This is a genomic window from Synechococcus sp. R50.1 (genome assembly GCF_047462115.1).
In the GTDB taxonomy this organism is placed as follows: domain Bacteria; phylum Cyanobacteriota; class Cyanobacteriia; order Thermostichales; family Thermostichaceae; genus Thermostichus.
The window spans coordinates 1-16,618 of sequence record NZ_JANSIN010000056.1 but is presented as its reverse complement, the minus strand read 5'-3'; the positions used below and the strand labels follow the sequence as shown (position 1 = coordinate 16,618).

General features: G+C 58.8%; 18 protein-coding genes. 10 read left to right on the top strand and 8 right to left on the bottom strand.

Features of this window, described 5'->3' with window-relative positions; genetic code table 11:
- The 4 genes from NW870_RS11560 to folD form a co-directional block, all read left to right on the top strand.
- On the top strand, positions 1 to 423 hold a 423-nt coding region (locus tag NW870_RS11560; protein ID WP_414375383.1), incomplete at its 5' end, for a zinc ribbon domain-containing protein.
- Between the two features lie 7 nt (positions 424 to 430).
- On the top strand, positions 431 to 1,687 hold the full coding sequence (xseA, locus tag NW870_RS11555; RefSeq protein ID WP_414350297.1) for an exodeoxyribonuclease VII large subunit: 1,257 nt from the start codon (positions 431 to 433) through the stop codon (positions 1,685 to 1,687).
- A complete protein-coding gene (xseB, locus tag NW870_RS11550; protein ID WP_414350295.1) occupies positions 1,668 to 1,904 on the top strand; it encodes an exodeoxyribonuclease VII small subunit in 237 nt (78 codons plus the stop codon). The genes xseA and xseB overlap by 20 nt, the downstream gene beginning before the upstream one ends.
- A gap of 92 nt (positions 1,905 to 1,996) precedes the next feature.
- Positions 1,997 to 2,878: a bifunctional methylenetetrahydrofolate dehydrogenase/methenyltetrahydrofolate cyclohydrolase FolD gene (gene folD / locus NW870_RS11545; protein WP_414375381.1), complete on the top strand. Its 882-nt coding sequence runs from the start codon at positions 1,997 to 1,999 to the stop codon at positions 2,876 to 2,878.
- Between the two features lie 263 nt (positions 2,879 to 3,141).
- Here folD and NW870_RS11540 read toward each other — a convergent pair whose 3' ends face one another.
- The 4 genes from NW870_RS11540 to NW870_RS11525 all read right to left on the bottom strand — a co-directional run bounded on the left by NW870_RS11540 (position 3,142) and on the right by NW870_RS11525 (position 6,777).
- Positions 3,142 to 3,615: a hypothetical protein gene (locus NW870_RS11540; protein ID WP_414375379.1), complete on the bottom strand. Its 474-nt coding sequence runs from the start codon at positions 3,613 to 3,615 to the stop codon at positions 3,142 to 3,144.
- Between the two features lie 340 nt (positions 3,616 to 3,955).
- Positions 3,956 to 4,573 (bottom strand): Npun_F5749 family FMN-dependent PPOX-type flavoprotein, encoded by a 618-nt coding sequence (locus NW870_RS11535; RefSeq protein ID WP_414357483.1) that lies wholly within the window; start codon positions 4,571 to 4,573, stop codon positions 3,956 to 3,958.
- Between the two features lie 48 nt (positions 4,574 to 4,621).
- Positions 4,622 to 5,896: a GNAT family N-acetyltransferase gene (locus NW870_RS11530; protein WP_414350290.1), complete on the bottom strand. Its 1,275-nt coding sequence runs from the start codon at positions 5,894 to 5,896 to the stop codon at positions 4,622 to 4,624.
- Positions 5,897 to 6,123: 227 nt separating this feature from the next.
- A complete protein-coding gene (locus tag NW870_RS11525) occupies positions 6,124 to 6,777 on the bottom strand; it encodes a DUF3386 domain-containing protein (protein WP_011431766.1) in 654 nt (217 codons plus the stop codon).
- A gap of 345 nt (positions 6,778 to 7,122) precedes the next feature.
- On the opposite strand from NW870_RS11525, the gene murA reads away from it, so the two are divergent.
- From murA to sixA, 3 genes are all read left to right on the top strand, one after another.
- On the top strand, positions 7,123 to 8,439 hold the full coding sequence (gene murA, locus NW870_RS11520; RefSeq protein WP_414375387.1) for a UDP-N-acetylglucosamine 1-carboxyvinyltransferase: 1,317 nt from the start codon (positions 7,123 to 7,125) through the stop codon (positions 8,437 to 8,439).
- Between the two features lie 185 nt (positions 8,440 to 8,624).
- Complete coding sequence (locus NW870_RS11515) at positions 8,625 to 10,760, top strand: transglycosylase SLT domain-containing protein (protein ID WP_414375377.1); 2,136 nt, start codon at positions 8,625 to 8,627, stop codon at positions 10,758 to 10,760.
- A gap of 137 nt (positions 10,761 to 10,897) precedes the next feature.
- Positions 10,898 to 11,509 (top strand): phosphohistidine phosphatase SixA, encoded by a 612-nt coding sequence (sixA, locus tag NW870_RS11510; RefSeq protein ID WP_414375375.1) that lies wholly within the window; start codon positions 10,898 to 10,900, stop codon positions 11,507 to 11,509.
- Between the two features lie 61 nt (positions 11,510 to 11,570).
- On the opposite strand, the gene NW870_RS11505 is transcribed toward sixA, so the two are convergent.
- The gene (locus NW870_RS11505) at positions 11,571 to 11,864 is read right to left on the bottom strand and encodes a DUF3082 domain-containing protein (protein WP_414375373.1); all 294 of its coding nucleotides are present in this window, start codon (positions 11,862 to 11,864) and stop codon (positions 11,571 to 11,573) included.
- An 84-nt stretch (positions 11,865 to 11,948) separates the two neighbouring features.
- Between NW870_RS11505 and NW870_RS11500 the strand changes: the two genes are divergently transcribed.
- Complete coding sequence (locus NW870_RS11500) at positions 11,949 to 12,641, top strand: J domain-containing protein (protein ID WP_414375371.1); 693 nt, start codon at positions 11,949 to 11,951, stop codon at positions 12,639 to 12,641.
- Here NW870_RS11500 and NW870_RS11495 read toward each other — a convergent pair.
- From NW870_RS11495 to NW870_RS11485, 3 genes are all read right to left on the bottom strand, one after another.
- Positions 12,633 to 13,502 (bottom strand): SDH family Clp fold serine proteinase, encoded by an 870-nt coding sequence (locus tag NW870_RS11495; protein ID WP_414350282.1) that lies wholly within the window; start codon positions 13,500 to 13,502, stop codon positions 12,633 to 12,635. The two genes, NW870_RS11500 and NW870_RS11495, sit on opposite strands and share 9 nt — an antisense overlap.
- 70 nt (positions 13,503 to 13,572) lie before the next feature.
- A complete protein-coding gene (locus NW870_RS11490) occupies positions 13,573 to 14,454 on the bottom strand; it encodes a hypothetical protein (protein ID WP_414375385.1) in 882 nt (293 codons plus the stop codon).
- 1 nt (position 14,455) lies between these two features.
- Positions 14,456 to 15,427 (bottom strand): fatty acid desaturase, encoded by a 972-nt coding sequence (locus NW870_RS11485; RefSeq protein WP_011431774.1) that lies wholly within the window; start codon positions 15,425 to 15,427, stop codon positions 14,456 to 14,458.
- Between the two features lie 358 nt (positions 15,428 to 15,785).
- On the opposite strand from NW870_RS11485, the gene psaK reads away from it, so the two are divergent.
- Together psaK and NW870_RS11475 are read left to right on the top strand one after the other, a co-directional pair.
- The gene (psaK, locus tag NW870_RS11480; protein WP_011431775.1) at positions 15,786 to 16,031 is read left to right on the top strand and encodes a photosystem I reaction center subunit PsaK; all 246 of its coding nucleotides are present in this window, start codon (positions 15,786 to 15,788) and stop codon (positions 16,029 to 16,031) included.
- Positions 16,032 to 16,152: 121 nt separating this feature from the next.
- Positions 16,153 to 16,290: a photosystem II reaction center protein K gene (locus tag NW870_RS11475; RefSeq protein ID WP_414332566.1), complete on the top strand. Its 138-nt coding sequence runs from the start codon at positions 16,153 to 16,155 to the stop codon at positions 16,288 to 16,290.
- Positions 16,291 to 16,618: the final 328 nt, after the last annotated feature.

Here is a 16,618-nt window from a genome sequence, read left to right as displayed (position 1 = left end):
ACCACAAACAGCGCTATTGCCCTGGAAGACCTGACAGGGATCCGGGAAAGGGTCAATCAACAGCCACGCAGCAAAGCTGAGCGCCGCAGAACCAATAACTGGGCGTTCTACCAGCTTAGGATGTTTGTGGTCTACAAGGCTGCCATCGCCGGAGTACCTGTGGTGCTGGTTCCGCCTGCCTACACGTCGCAGACCTGCCACCGGTGTTTGCATATCCATCCCGACCCTGCGCAATCCTACCGCAATGGGAAGCAGTTTAAGTGTGGGCACTGTGGATGGGAAGGGGATGCGGACTGGAATGGAGCCAACATGATTGCTAAACTTGGGGCTGCCGTAAACCAGCCTAGAGGTCCGTGGTTGGCTTGCCAACTGCAGGGCTACCGAAAGCCCGCCCTGTACTGCGAAGTAGTCAGGGTCGGGTAGTTTACAAGTGACTTTAGCCGCCCGCAGCAGTGGGATGGAGTTTTTGCTCACGGATGAAGCTCCCCTGCTCTCGGTGGGGGGAGTGTCCCGTTATTTGAAATCGCTGCTGGCCGGGGATCCCTACTTGGTCAGGCTGTGGGTGAGCGGGGAAGTCTCCAGTTGCCAGCGCAACCGCAATGGCCACCTGTTCTTGACCCTAGTCGATCCGGAAACCGGTGACGTTCTCAAGGGGGTGGTCTGGCAGGGCCAAACTTCCAGGCTCAGCTTCTGGCCGGAAGTGGGGCAACAGGTGCTTGCCCTTGGGCAACTTGGCATCTATAGCGGCGGCAGCCATTATCGCCTCGTCATCTGGCAATTGCTGCCTGCCGGGGAAGGGCTGTTGGCGTTGCGATTTCAACAGCTCAAGGCCCGCCTCAGTGCTGAGGGCTTGTTCGATAACCAACGACCTCTGCCTGTTCATCCCCAGTGCATTGCCGTCGTCAGTTCCCCCCACGCTGCCGGCTGGGGAGATATTCGGCGCACCCTCAACCAGCGCTACCCCGGGCTACGGGTGCTGTTCTCCCCAGCTCAAGTGCAAGGGGAGGCGGCCCCGGAATCAATTGTGCGGGCCATTCGCCGGGTGGAACAGGATGGGCGGGCGGAAGTGCTTCTTTTGGCGCGGGGCGGTGGAGCCAGCGAAGATTTGGCCTGTTTTAACGATGAGCGGGTGGTGCGAGCCATTGCCGAATGTCGGATCCCGGTGGTCACCGGGATTGGCCACCAGCGGGATGAAACCCTGGCTGACTACGCTGCCGACTACGCCGCCCATACCCCAACGGCAGCTGCCGAGCGGATCGTGCCGGATCTGGGGGAATTGCAGCGTCAGGGATCCCAGTTGCGCCAGAAGTTGATCGAACGCACTCGCCAAGCTTTGGAAAAAGCCCAGCAGCGTTTGCAGCAGGCCCAACACCACCTGGCTTACGTGCATCCAGAGCGGCTGTTGCAACAGGCTCAGGATCGCTTGACCCAACACCAACATCGCCTGCTCCAAGCCGTGCGCCATCGCTTCCAGCAACGCCAACAGCACCAACAGGCCCTGCAAGATCGCCTCCAAGCGCTCGATCCCGAAGCCATTCTGAAACGGGGCTATGCCTTGGTGCGAGATGAAGAGGGATCCCTGATCCGCACCCATCGCCTGCCTCCCCAAACCCGCCTGATGATACAACTGGCCTCGGGAAGCCTATGGGTACGAGTAGAGGAGAGCCATGAGCCGCCGCAAACGTGAGGAGCCGTGGCGCTATGAAGCAGCCATTGCCGAAGTGGAAACTTTGATTGCCCAGATTGAATCGGGGGAGCTGGATCTGGCCGAGGTGGTGGAGCGCTTTCAACAGGCCGCCCGAACCCTGAAAACCTGCGCGGACTTCCTGGAGCAAAAGCGGCAGCAGGTGGAGATCATCATCGAGCAATTGGGCCAAGAGGAAGAAGACTCTCAAGCGTTCTAGGGATCCCACCCGATCATTCCCCCTGCACTGCTGTCGCCATTCTGCTTCACTATGGATGGTCGTTGGATGGTTGTCTTTATCCTTGCGCCCCCATGCCCGCAAAGATCCTCGATGGCAAAGCCTTAGCCGCCCGCTTGCAAGCGGAGATGGCCGCCCAAGTGCAAGCTTGGATACCCCAGGTGGGGCGGCCACCGGGATTGGCAGTGCTGCGGGTTGGAGAGGATCCCGCCAGTGCGGCTTACGTGCGTGGCAAAGAGCGGGCCTGTGAGCGGTTGGGCATTGCTTCTTTTGGCCGACATTTTTCCGCCCAAGACTCCCCTGCCCATTTGCTCGACACCATCGACCAACTCAATCAGGACGAGCGGGTGGATGGCATCCTCGTCCAACTGCCCCTGCCCCCCGACTGGGATCCCATCCCCCCCCTTCTGGCCATCAATCCCGACAAAGATGTGGATGGACTCCATCCCCTCAACCTGGGCCGGCTGTTGCGCGGCGAGCCCGGCCTACGCAGTTGTACCCCTTTGGGCGTGATGCGCCTGTTGCAGGCAGAAGGGATCCCGATTGCAGGCCGAAAGGCAGTGGTGGTCGGTCGCAGCATCTTGGTGGGCAAGCCCTTGAGCTTGATGTTGTTGGCCGCCGATGCGACGGTCACCCTAGCCCACTCCCGCACCCCCGACTTGGCAGAAGTGACCCGCGCCGCCGACATTGTGGTGATGGCCGTGGGCCGCCCCCGCCTATTGAGGGCAGACATGGTGAAACCCGGCGCGGTGGTCATCGACGTTGGCATCAACCGCATCGAGACCCCTGCCGGAGCCGAGCAATTGGTGGGAGATGTGGACTATGAAGCGGTCAAAGAGTTGGCCGCTGCCATCACGCCCGTACCGGGAGGCGTAGGGCCGATGACGGTAACGATGCTGCTGGCCAACACCCTACAGAGCTATAAACTGCGCAGCCACTTGTGTAGTCATTATTAAACAGGAATGAAACATTTCTGTTGCATTGTTCCCTAACTTCCCTCTCTCTCTGGGAGAAGAGCTGGGGTTGGTCGCGGCAGCGGCACAGAGCGCTTGGGGAGTGTCTCAATCTAGCTTGAAATGACTATGGTCTGGAGACTGTTCTCAAAATGTTCTGTTGCTTGGATCCTCCCCCTTTGGCCCAGAAGAGTGAGGAATGGAGAAGTTGCCCCAGAGGAGTTTGAGGTGACCGCTGCAAATGTCCAAGCTGCGCGCGGAGCACCCTAAGGCTGCAAGATCATCGACCAGGAGCCGCTCTCCCCATCCCAAAACGGGGCCAGAGACTCTCCCACCACATTGGGCCCCCAATAGCGGCGGGTTCCATCCAAGGCGAAAGCCACCACAATGTCTCCGGGGCCGATTTGCAGCGGTTCTTCTCCCAAGCTCAGCAGCAATCCTTCGCTGCCCCCTTCTCCAGGGGCAAAGTCCCAGTGGGCCGTTTCCGGATTGATCATCCGTTCGCCGCTGCGCATCAAGATCACCAGCCGAACCGGATGGGGCGTGCGATTGCCGACCCGAAAGGGTCCCGTACGGGCGGAGGTGGGGACAGCCTGGGGGGGCAAGGCAGGTTCTGAGGGCAGAACAGGGATAACATTCTCCTCAACAGAATCTTCCAAGGCTTCCAGCATCGGTTTCTCCAGAGTTTGTGCTCTCAATCCCTGCACAAGAACCCCTACCCCAACCAAAGCGACAGACAACACTAGGGATCCCTTGCCCCTCAAAGCTCTGTTCAGCAATGGGCCGCCGGCGAAAAAAGAGGCAACAGCCTGAGCGAATGAGCAGATCAAGACGCACATCGAGACCACTGCAAGCCAAAGTGATACGTGTCGAGTTAGACAAAAGGCATCAACTGCTGCCCTACCCCTGATAGACCAGCCATACGCGTACAGAGTTCCATCAGAGGATAACGCCCCCACCGTGCAGAACACGATCGTTCAGCTACGTTAACACGTCCATTCCTCTATTCCCTGTGCTTTGGAGGAACAAGGAATAAGGGATCCCCCACTCCAGACCAAGCTAAGCAAGTTTGGATCCCTTTTAGGGATTCACAGCCCGACGCTGCCACCCTTTGGAAGTGCGCTCGTACACCGTCCGCAATTGGGGATAGATCTGATCCCCCTTAAGCTGTAGGTGATCCACCTCCGTTGGCTCCAGCAGTAAAGCCACAAAGGTCTGCGGAGGCAGCAGATCTTTCTCTTTCGGCAACTCCTGGATAAAAGCCTCTGGCGGGGCAAGCAGCCCCTTAGGTTCCGGCCAAAACCAGAGGAGCCGTCCTTTTTCCGATATTTGTTGCCACAACTGCTGCCGCTGGCGCTGGGCCTGGGGATCCGGATGATCGGCGGCGATGGCCTCAAGGGTGCCAGCGATGCGGAATTGCTCGCGGGTTTTGCAGAAATACCAGCAGATCTGGGCTTGGGGGCAGTGGGCAATTTGTCGGATCTTCTCGCTGCGACTATCCACCGCCAATTGAATGCGGTCGGTATCGCCCAAAAACCCCCGGAAAACGACCGTGCGGTTGCGCGGATGCCCCTGGGGATCCACCGTGGCCAATTGCAAATACCGCACACCGGGATCGCTACGGTTCCGGTGCAGTGCCGCCTGAATCAGCGCCCGCCAAGAGGGATCCGCAGTAGAATTGCCCTTCGGGTCTTTCATCCGTTTTTCGCAAGGTGCAAGCAAGCCAGGATTGGGGCTCTCTCTCCCTTAGCTAGGGGGTGGAGAAGTCTCAGATTGGGAGTCTCTGGAGTGCCTTGGTGAGGACTCCGCACCGCCGACGCGACCAGAGCTGGGATCCGGCTCAGTTGGGCTGATGGGATGAAAGTGGTGCTCCAGCCAGCCTTCCGGTGGCCCCTCAAACCGCTCCGGCACCGGCTGCTTCACCTGCAATCCCCGCAACACCGCGTTGAGATAGGCGCTATCCCAGCTAAAGAAGCGGCTTTCGCGGATTTTGTGCCACACCGAACGCGACATCAGCAACGTCCGCTCTACATCCTGGGCTCCCAGCTTCAGCAAGAACTCCTCCCGTTCCGGCTGGTAATCGGTGGAGGCCAAGGCCAGAGATTGCGGCGGATGAGCCTGAGTAAGCTGGGCCATCTTGGCCATGAGTTCGGGGTAAAGCCAAGTGTAGGCAGGGTGAACCGTAAGCTTGGCCACATGAGGTTGCTGCCCGGTGCGATCCAACTTCAAGTTGAAGTAGCCGATGGCGGTTTTGCGTTCGGGCTCGTAAACACACACTTCCACCCGCTCCGTCTGGCTAATGGCGCATTTGGCCTGCTCCAAAAGCCAATCCAGTGGGCTAGTGCGAAAATCGTTCACCTCACGGTCGTACACCTGGCGCACAGTGGCCGGCATGGATCCCGTATCCAGTTGGTAGATGGCATAGGCATCCCGGTTGGTCACCGGCACCAGGTTGGGCAATTTGGGCTCGTGCTGGCTGAGAGCTGCCAGAATATCGGCTGGAATCGACCAGTAGGTGATCTGAGCCAAGGGTTGGAAGCCGTTGCGCCGGTAGAGCGCCATTGCCCCCTTGTTGTGGATGTTCACCTCCAGGATCCAGGTGCGAGCTTCCCGAAAGTGCTCCATGCAGTGCTTGAGCAGCCGGGATCCCACCCCCTGTCGCTGGGCAGAGGGCGCCACTGCGATATGATCGACCCGCCAGGTGCTGCGGGAATGGTTGAAGGGGGAAACCTGAATCACCCCCTGAATCTTGCCCTTCAGCTCCGCCACATGCACTGTAAACATGTGCTGGAAGCGATTGGGAAACAGGGTCAGGGTTTTCAGGGGCCCATACCACTGGCGCAACCGCCGCACTTGGCGACGAATATCCACCGAGCGGCTGCTGTACTCTTCATCAAAGGCTTGCGCCAAAATCTCTTCCACAGCCTCCAGATCCCCCAGTTGGGCGGGGCGAATGATCAGTTCAGGGGCACCAATGGGGGCTTCGGCATCCGGGTCGGGTCTTGCTGTGGTGTTGTCCATGCCAATCGCAGGCGGGAGAATATTCAAAGCATAGCTCAGGCTCTCTTGCTTTTTCTAACCGGGAGGATCGTTCTGCAACAAAGCTTGAAAGCCTACAAATCGGCTTTCCCGTTATCGAGAAAGGCTTGGCCGCCAAGAAGGGCGTGAACTCAGCCTCCCGGTAGCTGCCCAACAGTGACGAACGGGAGAGCTGGCCCCCTACCCCGCAGAGAGCAATGCCGGGTCGCTCACGCCCCAGTGTCCAGCAAGGTCAAGTTGCTGAAGGTGAAGCGCTTCTCCACAGGGCCGGTTTCCGTCTCCGTCTGGATACGCCGCTCCGAGAGGATGTAATACTTGCCCACTTTTGTGTACAGATCCTCGAATTGGCTGCGCCCGCCTTTTTGCTCGCCCGTTTGGGGATCGTGATAGACGGAATCGTAGCGGTGGGAAAGATAGCCTTCGCCGGTATCGTGGCTGCTGAAGGTGTGGATGGTAACCACCACTCCGTGGATATGCCGGTGCACCATAGTAACCTGGTTATCGCGCACGTGGTAGCGATCCCCTTCTGCTTTGCCCCCCACCAGGATCTCCACTGTGCCATCGGGCAGGGTTTGGCCATAGCGGAAGGTATTGTTCCCATGGGTCTCGTCGAAGCTGCGGCGCACCCGGTGAATGGCAATCTCCCAGAGTTGGTTGTGAATGGCTTTTCGAGCTTCCTCATCCTCTACGCCGGTAACAGTGGCCTTTAGGTCTGCTCCCACTCGCACCTGCCCAACGAATGTGCGCTCCCCATCCCAATAGGTGACCTCGGCGCTGTAGCCCGGGAAAGCGGGATCCCAGGTGTAGCGGTTTTCATAGGCGGCCCGAAACAACTCTTGGGCAGAGACTTGAGTGGCGATCATCGGCTGTCTCCTTCCTGTTTTCCTTGCAAGCACTTCCCCTGAGCATCCATCATACCGCCCCCTGCTGTTGGGCTGCCCCCCAGTTGCCTTCGCTGAGAGCCTGCATCTGGTGAACTGGCCTAGCCGCTCCCCTGTCCGCTGCTGCAGGATAGAAGCACAGCCATGGGAACTTCTTCCTCACACCCAATTTGGCTTGCGAGTTTAGCCGCTGCTGTGATCCCCAGAGTATTCTCTGAGAAGGGTTCGCCTATTTTTTGTGGGTGAGGAGGGAGATTGAAAGGTTTTGACAATCGCGTCAGCGGGGCGGATCCCCTAGAGCCTGGCCTGACGCCGCCCCAGACCGGCATGGCAACCGCGCCAGAGATGATGGGGCCAGTGCTGAAAATCATTGGCAAGCAGACCCTGAGTGGCCACATCCCTATTGGCGGGGCAAAAAACTCTGCCTTGGCGCTGATGGCCGGGGCCATCTTGGCTCCTGAGGCCTGTCGAATTCACAACGTGCCGCGTCTGCTGGACATTGAACGCATGGGGCAGATCCTGGCCACGCTGGGAGTTAAGGTTTCCCATGTTGGCAATACCCTGGACCTGGATGCCAGCTCCCTCAAAACCTCTCAAGCCCCTTATGAATTGGTCAGCCAGTTGCGGGCCAGCTTTTTCATCATAGGGCCTCTGTTGGCGCGGCTGGGGGTGGCCAGAGTTCCCCTGCCCGGTGGCTGTGCGATTGGGTCTCGTCCCGTGGATCTGCATGTGCGGGGTCTGCAAGCCTTGGGGGCAACGGTCCAAATCGAGCATGGGGTGGTTCATGCCTATGCCCGTAAATTGTTGGGAACCCGAATTTACCTGGACTATCCCAGCGTCGGTGCCACCGAGACCTTGATGATGGCCGCTACGCTGGCGGATGGAGAAACGGTGATCGAGAACGCCGCCCAAGAGCCGGAGGTGGCGGATCTGGCCCGCTTTTGTCAAGCCATGGGGGCCCGCATTCGCGGTATCGGCACCAATACGGTTGTGGTGGTAGGGGTGCCCCGCTTGCATGGAACAGAGTACACGGTCATTCCCGACCGCATCGAGGCCAGCACCTATCTCATTGCCGGGGCCATTACCCGCTCTCACCTCACGGTTGGCCCTGTCATTCCCGATCATCTGCGGGCGGTGATCGCCAAGTTGCAAGCGATGGGGCTGCGGGTGGAAGAGGAAGGCCCAAACCGGCTGCGCATTGCCCCGGCTCAACTGAGCTCAGGCTGGCTCTGTCAGGCAACCGATATTCAAACGCTGCCCTATCCTGGTTTCCCCACCGATGTGCAGGCGCCGATCATGGCCTTGGCCGCCTTGAGCGAGGGCAGTTGCACCATTGAGGAGACGGTGTTTGAAAACCGCATGCACCACATTCCCGAGCTGAATCGCATGGGAGCCGATATTCGCCTGAAGAACCGAGTGGCCCTGATCCGAGGGGTGCCGTCCCTTTCCGGCGCTCCGGTGGTGGCCGCCGACCTGCGGGCGGGTGCGGCCCTGGTGTTGGCCGGTCTGGCGGCTGAAGGCTGCTCCACAATCCACGGATTGCACTACATCGACCGGGGCTACGAAGCCATTGATGAAAAGCTGCGCAGTGTCGGGGCCAAGGTGTACCGCAGCGAAAGCCCGACAGCGCAATTGGGGAAATGAGCCGTTTCACCGCCGTTTGAAGTTTGAAGAAATCGTTGCATCTCTCCCTGCCTATCGTCTGGCCCCAATGCTCGGTGACCGCTTGCTGGGTGAGCTTTCCAGCCGTTTCGCAAGTATCGAGTTGTCTGGTGACTCAACGCAGTCAGGTTGAGTATCGTAGGTCAGAGGTGGTGGGGAGGTAAAGCATGGGGATCCTGACAAGCAGCCAACGACGCTGGACAAGATGGGCTGCCGGTGTGCTGGCAGCAGGAGCGGCTCTGGGTGGAGCTGTCTGGGGCTTCTACACCTCATCCTGGGCAGAAACCGTAGAAGTGGCCTCTGCACGAGAAGACAGGGATCCGGCGCAACTGCCCCAAACTTCCACAACGGCCTTTCTGCGGGCCTACGCAGCGCTGCAAGCCGGCCAAGCGCAATCTGCCTTGAAGGATTTGCAAGGGCTGGAAGAGAGCCTGCCGGTTTTGAGGGAAGAGATTTGGAAGCTCAGGGCCCAAGCCTATGAACAGTTGCAGGACAAGGAAACAGCCCAAGGGATCTGGTGGCCCCAGATTTTGCAGGAATATCCCCACAGCCCTGTCGCTGCCTACGCCCTCTGGGGGATGGGCCAGGTGGATCGGCTGCGGCAGCAATTTCCCACCCACCCGCTGACTGGACGTGCCCTCAAGCATTTGCTGGAGCTGGATCCCGACCGCTATGACCTGCTGCGAGATTTGGCCCAACATCACCCGCAAACCCCTGGGCTAACGCCGCTGCTGGATCGCTGGCGGCAGGCTCAGGAGGGATCCCTCACGGCTTCCGACTGGCAGATCCTCGCCGATGCCTACTGGGAGCAACGGGAGTACGGCAAAGCTGCCCGGGCCTATGGGCGTGCCCCCGCCACCTCTCAGAACCTCTACCGCTGGGGCCGCAGCCACCAGATCTCGCGGGAGTTTCCCCAGGCCAAAGCGGCTTACCAAGCGCTGCTGGCACAGTTTCCCGATGGGCCAGAGGCTTCTCTCACCCGCCGCCGTTTGGCGGAACTGAGCGACCTGCCGACGGCGATCGACTTGCTTCGACAGGTGGGAGCCGGCTCAGATAAAGAAGCTCCAGAGGCGTTGCTTAGCCTCAGCCAGCTTTACGATCGCAACGCCAGCCCCCAATCGGCCCAGGCTACTCGGCAAGCCCTTTGGGATCGCTTTCCAGCCAGCGAAGCTGCAGCCAATGCCGCCTGGACAGTGGCCTGGAGCCAAGCACAAGCAGGCAATCTCAGCCAAGCCATCGCCCTGGCCCAACAGATCGGATCTGCTCAGCGGGATACAGAAATGGGGGCACAACTGCTCTACTGGGCGGGCAAATGGCGGGAACAGCAGGGGGATGTCGCTGCGGCTCGGCAAACCTATCGGCAGGTGCTGCGGCAGTTTCCCCACACCTACTACGGCTGGCGGTCGGCAGTGCAACTGGGCTGGCCGGTGGGGGATTTCTACAGCGGGCGCAAAAGGGTTGAGGTGGATTTTCAGCCGGTGCGCCAACCGTTGCCAGGGGTCTCTGCAGTTACGCAAACCCTGCATTTGATGGGAGCCAGCCAACTGGCCTGGGAACGCTGGCAGGGCGAAACTCCGGTGCAGCGGGATCCCCGCCAGATGAGCGTTGCCGAGCGCTTTGTCACGGGCATTTTGCGCAACAGCGCCGGAGATCACCTGCGGGGCATTAACCAGGTGGCTGCTTTGCGCTTCAGCGAAGAGCCGGATCCCCTGCTGGAGACGTTGAGGCAGCGCCAAGATTTCTGGCAGGCCATCTATCCGCTGCACTACTATGCCGGCCCAGACAATTCCTGGAGCGGGGATCCCTACGCCCAACCCGGCTTGGCCCACTGGTCACGGCAATTTAACCTCAATCCCTTGATGGTGGCGGCTTTGATCCGGCAGGAATCCCGCTTTGAGCCAGAGATCGTCTCGGCCTCGGGGGCTTTGGGCTTGATGCAGGTGATGCCCGCTACTGGCCGCTGGATTGCCCAGCAGATCGGCCTGGCCCAGTACAGCCTCACCAACCCCGCCGACAATCTCTACCTGGGATCCTGGTACTTCGACTACACCCACCGCACTTACCAAGACAACACCTTGCTGGCCCTGGCCAGCTACAATGGTGGCCCCGGCAACGTGGCCAGATGGCTGAACCGCTTTGGCTTCGGGGATCCGGACGTGTTTGTGGAGCAGATCCCCTTCCCCGAAACCCGGGGCTATGTGAAGTCCGTGTTTGGCAACTACTGGAACTACTGGCAGCTCTACACCCAGGAGGGGCGCACTCTGGTCAGCCAGCGACTGCATAACCCCTCGTCTTCTTCATGACTTCCGGTTTTGTCGCGGGAGTGCTGCCGTAGAGGGAGCGGGCTTTTTTCCCACAGTATTCTGGGAGAGTTACAGTTATTCCAAGATTTGGCAGTCAAGATTTGACAGTGCCGTTCGCGCTGACAGGACGGGGTTCTATGGTCTCTGGGTTTGAACAACAGGAGGGCGTTTGCGTTAGCGGTGCGGAGCACTATCGCGTTAGCGGTGCGGAGCACTATCAGGGGGCGGCAGAAAAGCAAGCTGCCCGGCAGGAGCTGGCTGTGGATTTTATTCGCCATGGCATAGCCGAGGAACCCCGGCCAGAAGTCGAGGATGCCTTTCGGGCCCTTACAGACGAAGGTCGCAAGCGTTGCCGCAAGGTTGCCCGCCAGCTCAAGAACATGGGCTGGAGGTGGGATTTCCTGCTCACCAGTCCCTTGGTGAGGGCTCGACAGACCGCTGAGATCTTTTTGGACGAGAACCTGGCCGAAGCTGTGGAGGTGTTTGAACCGCTGGCTCCGGGCGGCAGTTTTGCTGACCTGGTGCGCTGGCAAGCAGAGCGGGAACCTCTGGCGTCTTTGGCTCTGGTCGGTCACCAGCCGGATCTGAGCCTGTGGGTACAAGCGGCTGTTGGTCTAAACCCGGCCAACGCCCACGCGATCACCCTCAAAAAAGCGGGCCTAGCCCAAGTGCGCTTTGCCGAAGGCCGGATTGACTACCGCCAGGGATCCCTGACTTTGTTGCTCTCCCCCAAGGTGGTGCTGCGCTGAGAAGAAGCTGGCTCATCATGATAAACGCCCAACGAGTCGGCCAGAGGTTGTGCCCCTAGGTTCAGCGCCGAGAGGAGGTCAGCCGCTCGCCCAGCAATTGCACACAATAGGCCGCCAGCCCCAACCCCACCATGGCAAACATGAAGGCAATCAGGGAAACGGAACCGACCAGCAGGTAGCGCACCAGAATGCTGATTCCGCGGGCCAACGATCCAATCTCCACCTCAATTGGCGGCAACTTGGCCAACATCGAGAGCAGCAGTTGAAAGAACCCGTAGCCCAAACTGACGGCGATGGCGGCCCCCAAGAGGGCACTGAAAGGGTTGGGGGATCCCTGGGGCGAGGCGGAAGACATGGGGCAGCACCGGAAAACTCACCTTTATTCTAGGCTGCAGGTACAATGTGGAAGTTTCTTTTCTTTCCGGCAAGCCTAGGGGTTATGGAGAGCGGATCGGGAGTGGGATCCCACTACGAAGTTTTGGGCGTTTCCGTGGCGGCGACGGCGGAGGAGATCAAGTCTGCCTACCGTCGTTTGGTCAAGTATCACCATCCCGATAGCCTGCTGGCCAAAAAAGATCGGGCCACCGCTGAGCGCATCCGCCAGATCAACGCTGCCTACGCGGTGCTCAAGGATCCCCAATCTCGCCGCGAATACGATCGGCAACTGCACTCCAGCCGCACCTCACCCCGCCCCCAGCCGACGGGATCCCCCCGTGAAACCGTCAGCCACGAAGCCATCGCCCGTGCAGCCTGGATCCGACAGGTCTACACCCCTCTAAACCGAGTGTTGGGGCCCTTGTTGTCTTCCCTAAAGCCTCAGTTGAATGCTTTGGCGGCGGATCCCTTTGATCCCGACCTGTTGGAGTCCTTCGCCACCTATTTGGAAGAGTGTAGCCAGAAACTGGCCCAAGCTCAGCAGATCTTTCGGCGCCTTCCCAATCCCAGCAGCCTGGGGGGAGTGGCCTCTCGCCTCTACTACGCCCTCAACCACTTAGAAGATGCCCTAGAGGAGCTGCAGTATTTCCCGCTGAACTGCGACGATCGCCACCTGCACACCGGACAAGAGCTGTTTCGCCGGGCAAGAGGGCTGCGCCTGGAAGCCATGGAAGCTTACGCCAAGAGTTCACCCTAAGCCAGAGCGGGATCCCCCCCTGGGCAGAGAGGGGCGAGGATCATAGGGGATAGGGATGTACTGCACGGAAGGGCGGCCCATGGTGGCCTGTGGGTACAAGTCCATCAGGGCATAGATTTGGGGTGGCAACTCAGTAGAAATGGGCAGGCCCAACCTTTGGGCTTCTTCGGCAGTGATCGGGTAGTCGTGGGTAACTTGTCCACTGGTTAGGTACTGGATGAGGGGCTCGATGCGTTCGGGGGCAATTTTGCGCTTGGGCACATCGTCCTTCAGGAGATCCCGCACGAAGTTCTGTACCTGTTGCATCGCTTTGCGGGCCAGATCTGCCAGGATCAAGGTTTGGTCATCGATTTCGGCAATGGGTTTATCCGCCACCACCTGCAGAATACTGGCGGCAGCATACCCCCCCAACTGTGGATCCACCGGCCCCAGGACTGCATTGGCATCCATGACGATTTCGTCGGCGGCCAGGGCCAGCATCGTCCCCCCCGACATGGCGTAGTGGGGCACAAACACTGTCACTTTGGCCGGATGGCGGATCAAGGCGCGGGCAATTTGCTCCGTAGCCAGCACCAGGCCACCGGGGGTATGCAAAATCAAATCAATCGGGGTATTGGGTGGAGTGAGGCGAATCGCCCGCAATACCTGCTCGGAGTCCTCGATGCTGATGTAGCGGGAAACCGGGATCCCCAAAAAACTGATCGACTCCTGGCGGTGAATGAGCAGAATCACCCGGCTGCCCCGCTTTTGCTCCAACTCCCGAATGGCCATCAAGCGCCGGAACTCTTGGGCACGACGGTTCAGCAGAGGTTGCAAAGAGCTGAAGATCAGGAAAATCCAGAACAGGCTGCCCCAGTCCACTTTCGCACCTCAAGTGGGATCCCTTTGACTCCAGCATAGGGGATCCAAAATCTTCGGCGATCCCTGAGCCTCATGAGTTGGGTTCAGACGCCGCAAAAAAGCGATCCAAAGCCTGCAGCAAATCCGGTACGGAAGCTTGGTCAATCCAAGATCGAATATAAGCCTGTTGCTCCGCCAAGTTTTCAATGCGGCCCAACTTTTGCATGGCCAAGTAGCGGGTTTCTGCCTCGGCGCGATTGGTTTGCAAGTCCAGCCGCTGCTCCGGGGTCAGCGGATACTCCGTTTGGGCCAGCAGGTAATCCGCCACCATCATGAACAGCAGAGGCCCCGCCAATTCCACCTGAGGCTCGGCTTCTGGCTTAGAATCAGCAACAGCGAGATCTTGGAGATCTTGAAAAAGATCCTGACCCAGTTGCAGCAGCTCCTCTGCTGAAGCCGCCCGCAGCACCGTCTCGGCAGTGGCCCGGAGCGGCTCTGGGGAAACCCTGTGGTGAGTGGCCAATTCCGCCAGGGCCTGTTCCCATTGATCCCGTTGGGCTTGCACCACAGCCCGCTCTTCTGGAGAAAAGTCCAACCGCTCCAGCACCACCTGCAGAGCCACAGCCCCCACCAACAGGGGGGGGAAGCGCAGCACTGTAGAGGCGGATCCCGCCTGCTCCAAAAAGGCTTCCAAATCCGGGCCAGATCCCCTGTCCAGCAAGTCCTGCAAGTAGGCCAGCACCTCTTGGGGCGAGGTCAACCTGAGGATCCCTCGCACCTGTGCCCGCAAGTCTGCGGGGATCCCAAGGAGCTGCACCTGGGCTTCGGCCCGCGCCTGCGCTTCTGCGATCAACTCCGGCAAATCTGCCGTTGCCCGACCGGCCTGCAACAAAACCTGGCTAGAGTCCTGCAACAGGCTGGCCGCTTCCACAAACAGCAGCACCTGCGGGACTTGCAGCGTTGGCCAAACCATGCTAGCCAAGCTGTGGATCCGCAGGGGATCCCTCCGATTCTGGATTGGCTGGCGCAGCGGGGTGAGCTGAAGTGGGCTTGTGCCAGTGCAGACCGATCAGAGCATCGTACAAAAAGCCCCAAAACTCTCCCTTCTCCCAGATCCCCAGCGTTTGCTGGCAGTTGCGCGCGTCCAGCTCAGGTTTGGCTGCCCAGTAGGCTGCTTGGTATTTGTACCAGGGAACAGAAGGCCAGAGATGGTGGATCAGGTGATAGTTTTGCCCCAACAGCAGAATGTTGGTCAGCCATCCGGGATAGACGCGGGCATTGTACCACCGCTCTTGGGATTGAAAAGGGCGATGGGGCAGGTAGTCAAAAAACAAGCCCAGCAAGAACCCCATGATAAAGGCAGGGGGTAGCCAATAGTTCATGATGTAGTCGGTGTAGCCGAAGTAGCTGGCCAGACCAAAGGTCAGGATAACCACCAGCCGACTCAAGCCCCACTCCAGCAGATCCCAGCGACCTTTCCGCCAGAGCTGCCGCTTAAAGAAAAACACCTCATGGTAGAAAAACCGCGGCGCGATCAGCCACAGCGGCCCTCCCGTTGAGACATAGTGATCGGGATCGTCTTCAGGATGGTTGACGTGGGCGTGGTGCTGCATGTGTACCCGCTTAAAGACGGGATAGACAAAACCCTGCAACAGGGCAGAGCCGTGTCCGAGTGCCTCGTTCAGAAAGCGGTTGCGGTGGGCCGAGCCATGGGAAGCATCGTGAATCACCGTGCCCAGAACATAGAGGGCCACAAAATTGAGCCAGAACACCATCCATTTGGGCCAGTGCCAAAAGGCGTACCCGCCAAAGCAAGAGGCCGAAAGCACCACCGCAGCCAAAAACATCAGCAAGGTGGGATTCCAAAATTCCGAGGGTGGCCCCAACAGCTCACGAGGCAATGCGAAAGGTTTTTGGGCTGGTTCAGCAGTAGCAGCAACAGTCATCGGCAGCCATCCTTAGGTGCGCACAGTGCAGACAGAGAGGATGGGTCGAGGCAGCGCGTCCCAGTCATCACACCGAAAAGAGATCGAAGAGATAAGTTTGTTAACTTTCGTTAGTATACGGCAGAGACCTGCCCAGCTTCTCAGCCCAAGCCTTATTTTCCTCACAACCCCAGCCATGGGGGCACCTTCTTCTCCTACCTAGAGGATTCCTGCAGGATCCCGGCAACGGCAAACTGCCCCTGAAGCCAGAGAAAAGCCGTAGTGTGAGGTTTTGTTGCAATTCATGTGCAGATTGCGAGGGGATCCCAGCAGGAGGGGTAATCTAAGGGTCGGTTAACCTGAGCTGAGGATGGAAACCATGATGCCTGTTGTTGCGCTGTTGGCTCTGACCGCTCAAACCAGCCCCTGGTCCCCCCTGAACGCCGTGATCATTCTGCTCTGCACAGGGCTGGCTTACTTGAGCTTCAAATCCTCTTCTGGAGTGGCCTCAGAGACCGGGCCGGTACTGGGAATGACCTGGCCAGAAGTCATCGGGGTTGCCAGCTTTGGCCATTTGTTAGGAGTGGGGGTCGTTTTGGGCCTCTCTAACATTGGCGTTCTCTAGGTCGCCACTTCCTTTACATTTCTTGAACTTAGTCCGGATCCCTGCTGGATGATGTTAAGCTCTATTTTAATTCTGAAAGAAGCAGTTTCTTCAGCCGCATTTTCCCCTGAGGTTTGTTGCTATGTCAGCGATGGTGCTCCTGGCCAGTTTGCCGGAAGGCTATGAATTGTTTGACCCGCTGATCGACATTTTGCCGATCATCCCTGTTCTGTTTTTCCTGCTGGCTTTTGTCTGGCAAGCGGCAGTGGGCTTTAAGTAAAGCCATTGCTTTTACTGAGGTCGCAAAGGTCTCAAAGGCCTGGGTGGTCTGGAGAAAACTCAAGCAAACCTAAAGGGCTTCCCCCAGCTTATCTCCTAAGTTGGGGGCTCTTTGCTTTGCCCATTTATGGTCATTTCGATTCAAACTAGGACACTACACCCACGCCTAAAACGTTAAATGCACCGTGCCAGAAGGCCTTTCAAGGACTCCGTCCCGCTAGCGCGAACAGTAGCTCAGGTGTCTTGCCCTGAACTAGGTCGTGTTGATCTTATGTTAGGATAGAGAGAGTAATTTATAGAGGAAAGAGGATGAAGTTGGTTTTTTTAGA

Coding starts and splice junctions, on each gene's coding strand:
- NW870_RS11490 (WP_414375385.1), bottom strand. CDS start 14,454: ATGGTTTGGCCAACGCTGCAAGTCCCGCAGGTGCTGCTGTTTGTGGAA.
- psaK (WP_011431775.1), top strand. CDS start 15,786: ATGATGCCTGTTGTTGCGCTGTTGGCTCTGACCGCTCAAACCAGCCCC.
- NW870_RS11485 (WP_011431774.1), bottom strand. CDS start 15,427: ATGACTGTTGCTGCTACTGCTGAACCAGCCCAAAAACCTTTCGCATTG.
- murA (WP_414375387.1), top strand. CDS start 7,123: ATGGCAACCGCGCCAGAGATGATGGGGCCAGTGCTGAAAATCATTGGC.
- NW870_RS11475 (WP_414332566.1), top strand. CDS start 16,153: ATGTCAGCGATGGTGCTCCTGGCCAGTTTGCCGGAAGGCTATGAATTG.
- NW870_RS11505 (WP_414375373.1), bottom strand. CDS start 11,864: ATGTCTTCCGCCTCGCCCCAGGGATCCCCCAACCCTTTCAGTGCCCTC.
- NW870_RS11530 (WP_414350290.1), bottom strand. CDS start 5,896: ATGGACAACACCACAGCAAGACCCGACCCGGATGCCGAAGCCCCCATT.
- NW870_RS11500 (WP_414375371.1), top strand. CDS start 11,949: ATGGAGAGCGGATCGGGAGTGGGATCCCACTACGAAGTTTTGGGCGTT.
- sixA (WP_414375375.1), top strand. CDS start 10,898: ATGGTCTCTGGGTTTGAACAACAGGAGGGCGTTTGCGTTAGCGGTGCG.
- NW870_RS11525 (WP_011431766.1), bottom strand. CDS start 6,777: ATGATCGCCACTCAAGTCTCTGCCCAAGAGTTGTTTCGGGCCGCCTAT.
- NW870_RS11535 (WP_414357483.1), bottom strand. CDS start 4,573: ATGAAAGACCCGAAGGGCAATTCTACTGCGGATCCCTCTTGGCGGGCG.
- NW870_RS11515 (WP_414375377.1), top strand. CDS start 8,625: ATGGGGATCCTGACAAGCAGCCAACGACGCTGGACAAGATGGGCTGCC.
- xseB (WP_414350295.1), top strand. CDS start 1,668: ATGAGCCGCCGCAAACGTGAGGAGCCGTGGCGCTATGAAGCAGCCATT.
- folD (WP_414375381.1), top strand. CDS start 1,997: ATGCCCGCAAAGATCCTCGATGGCAAAGCCTTAGCCGCCCGCTTGCAA.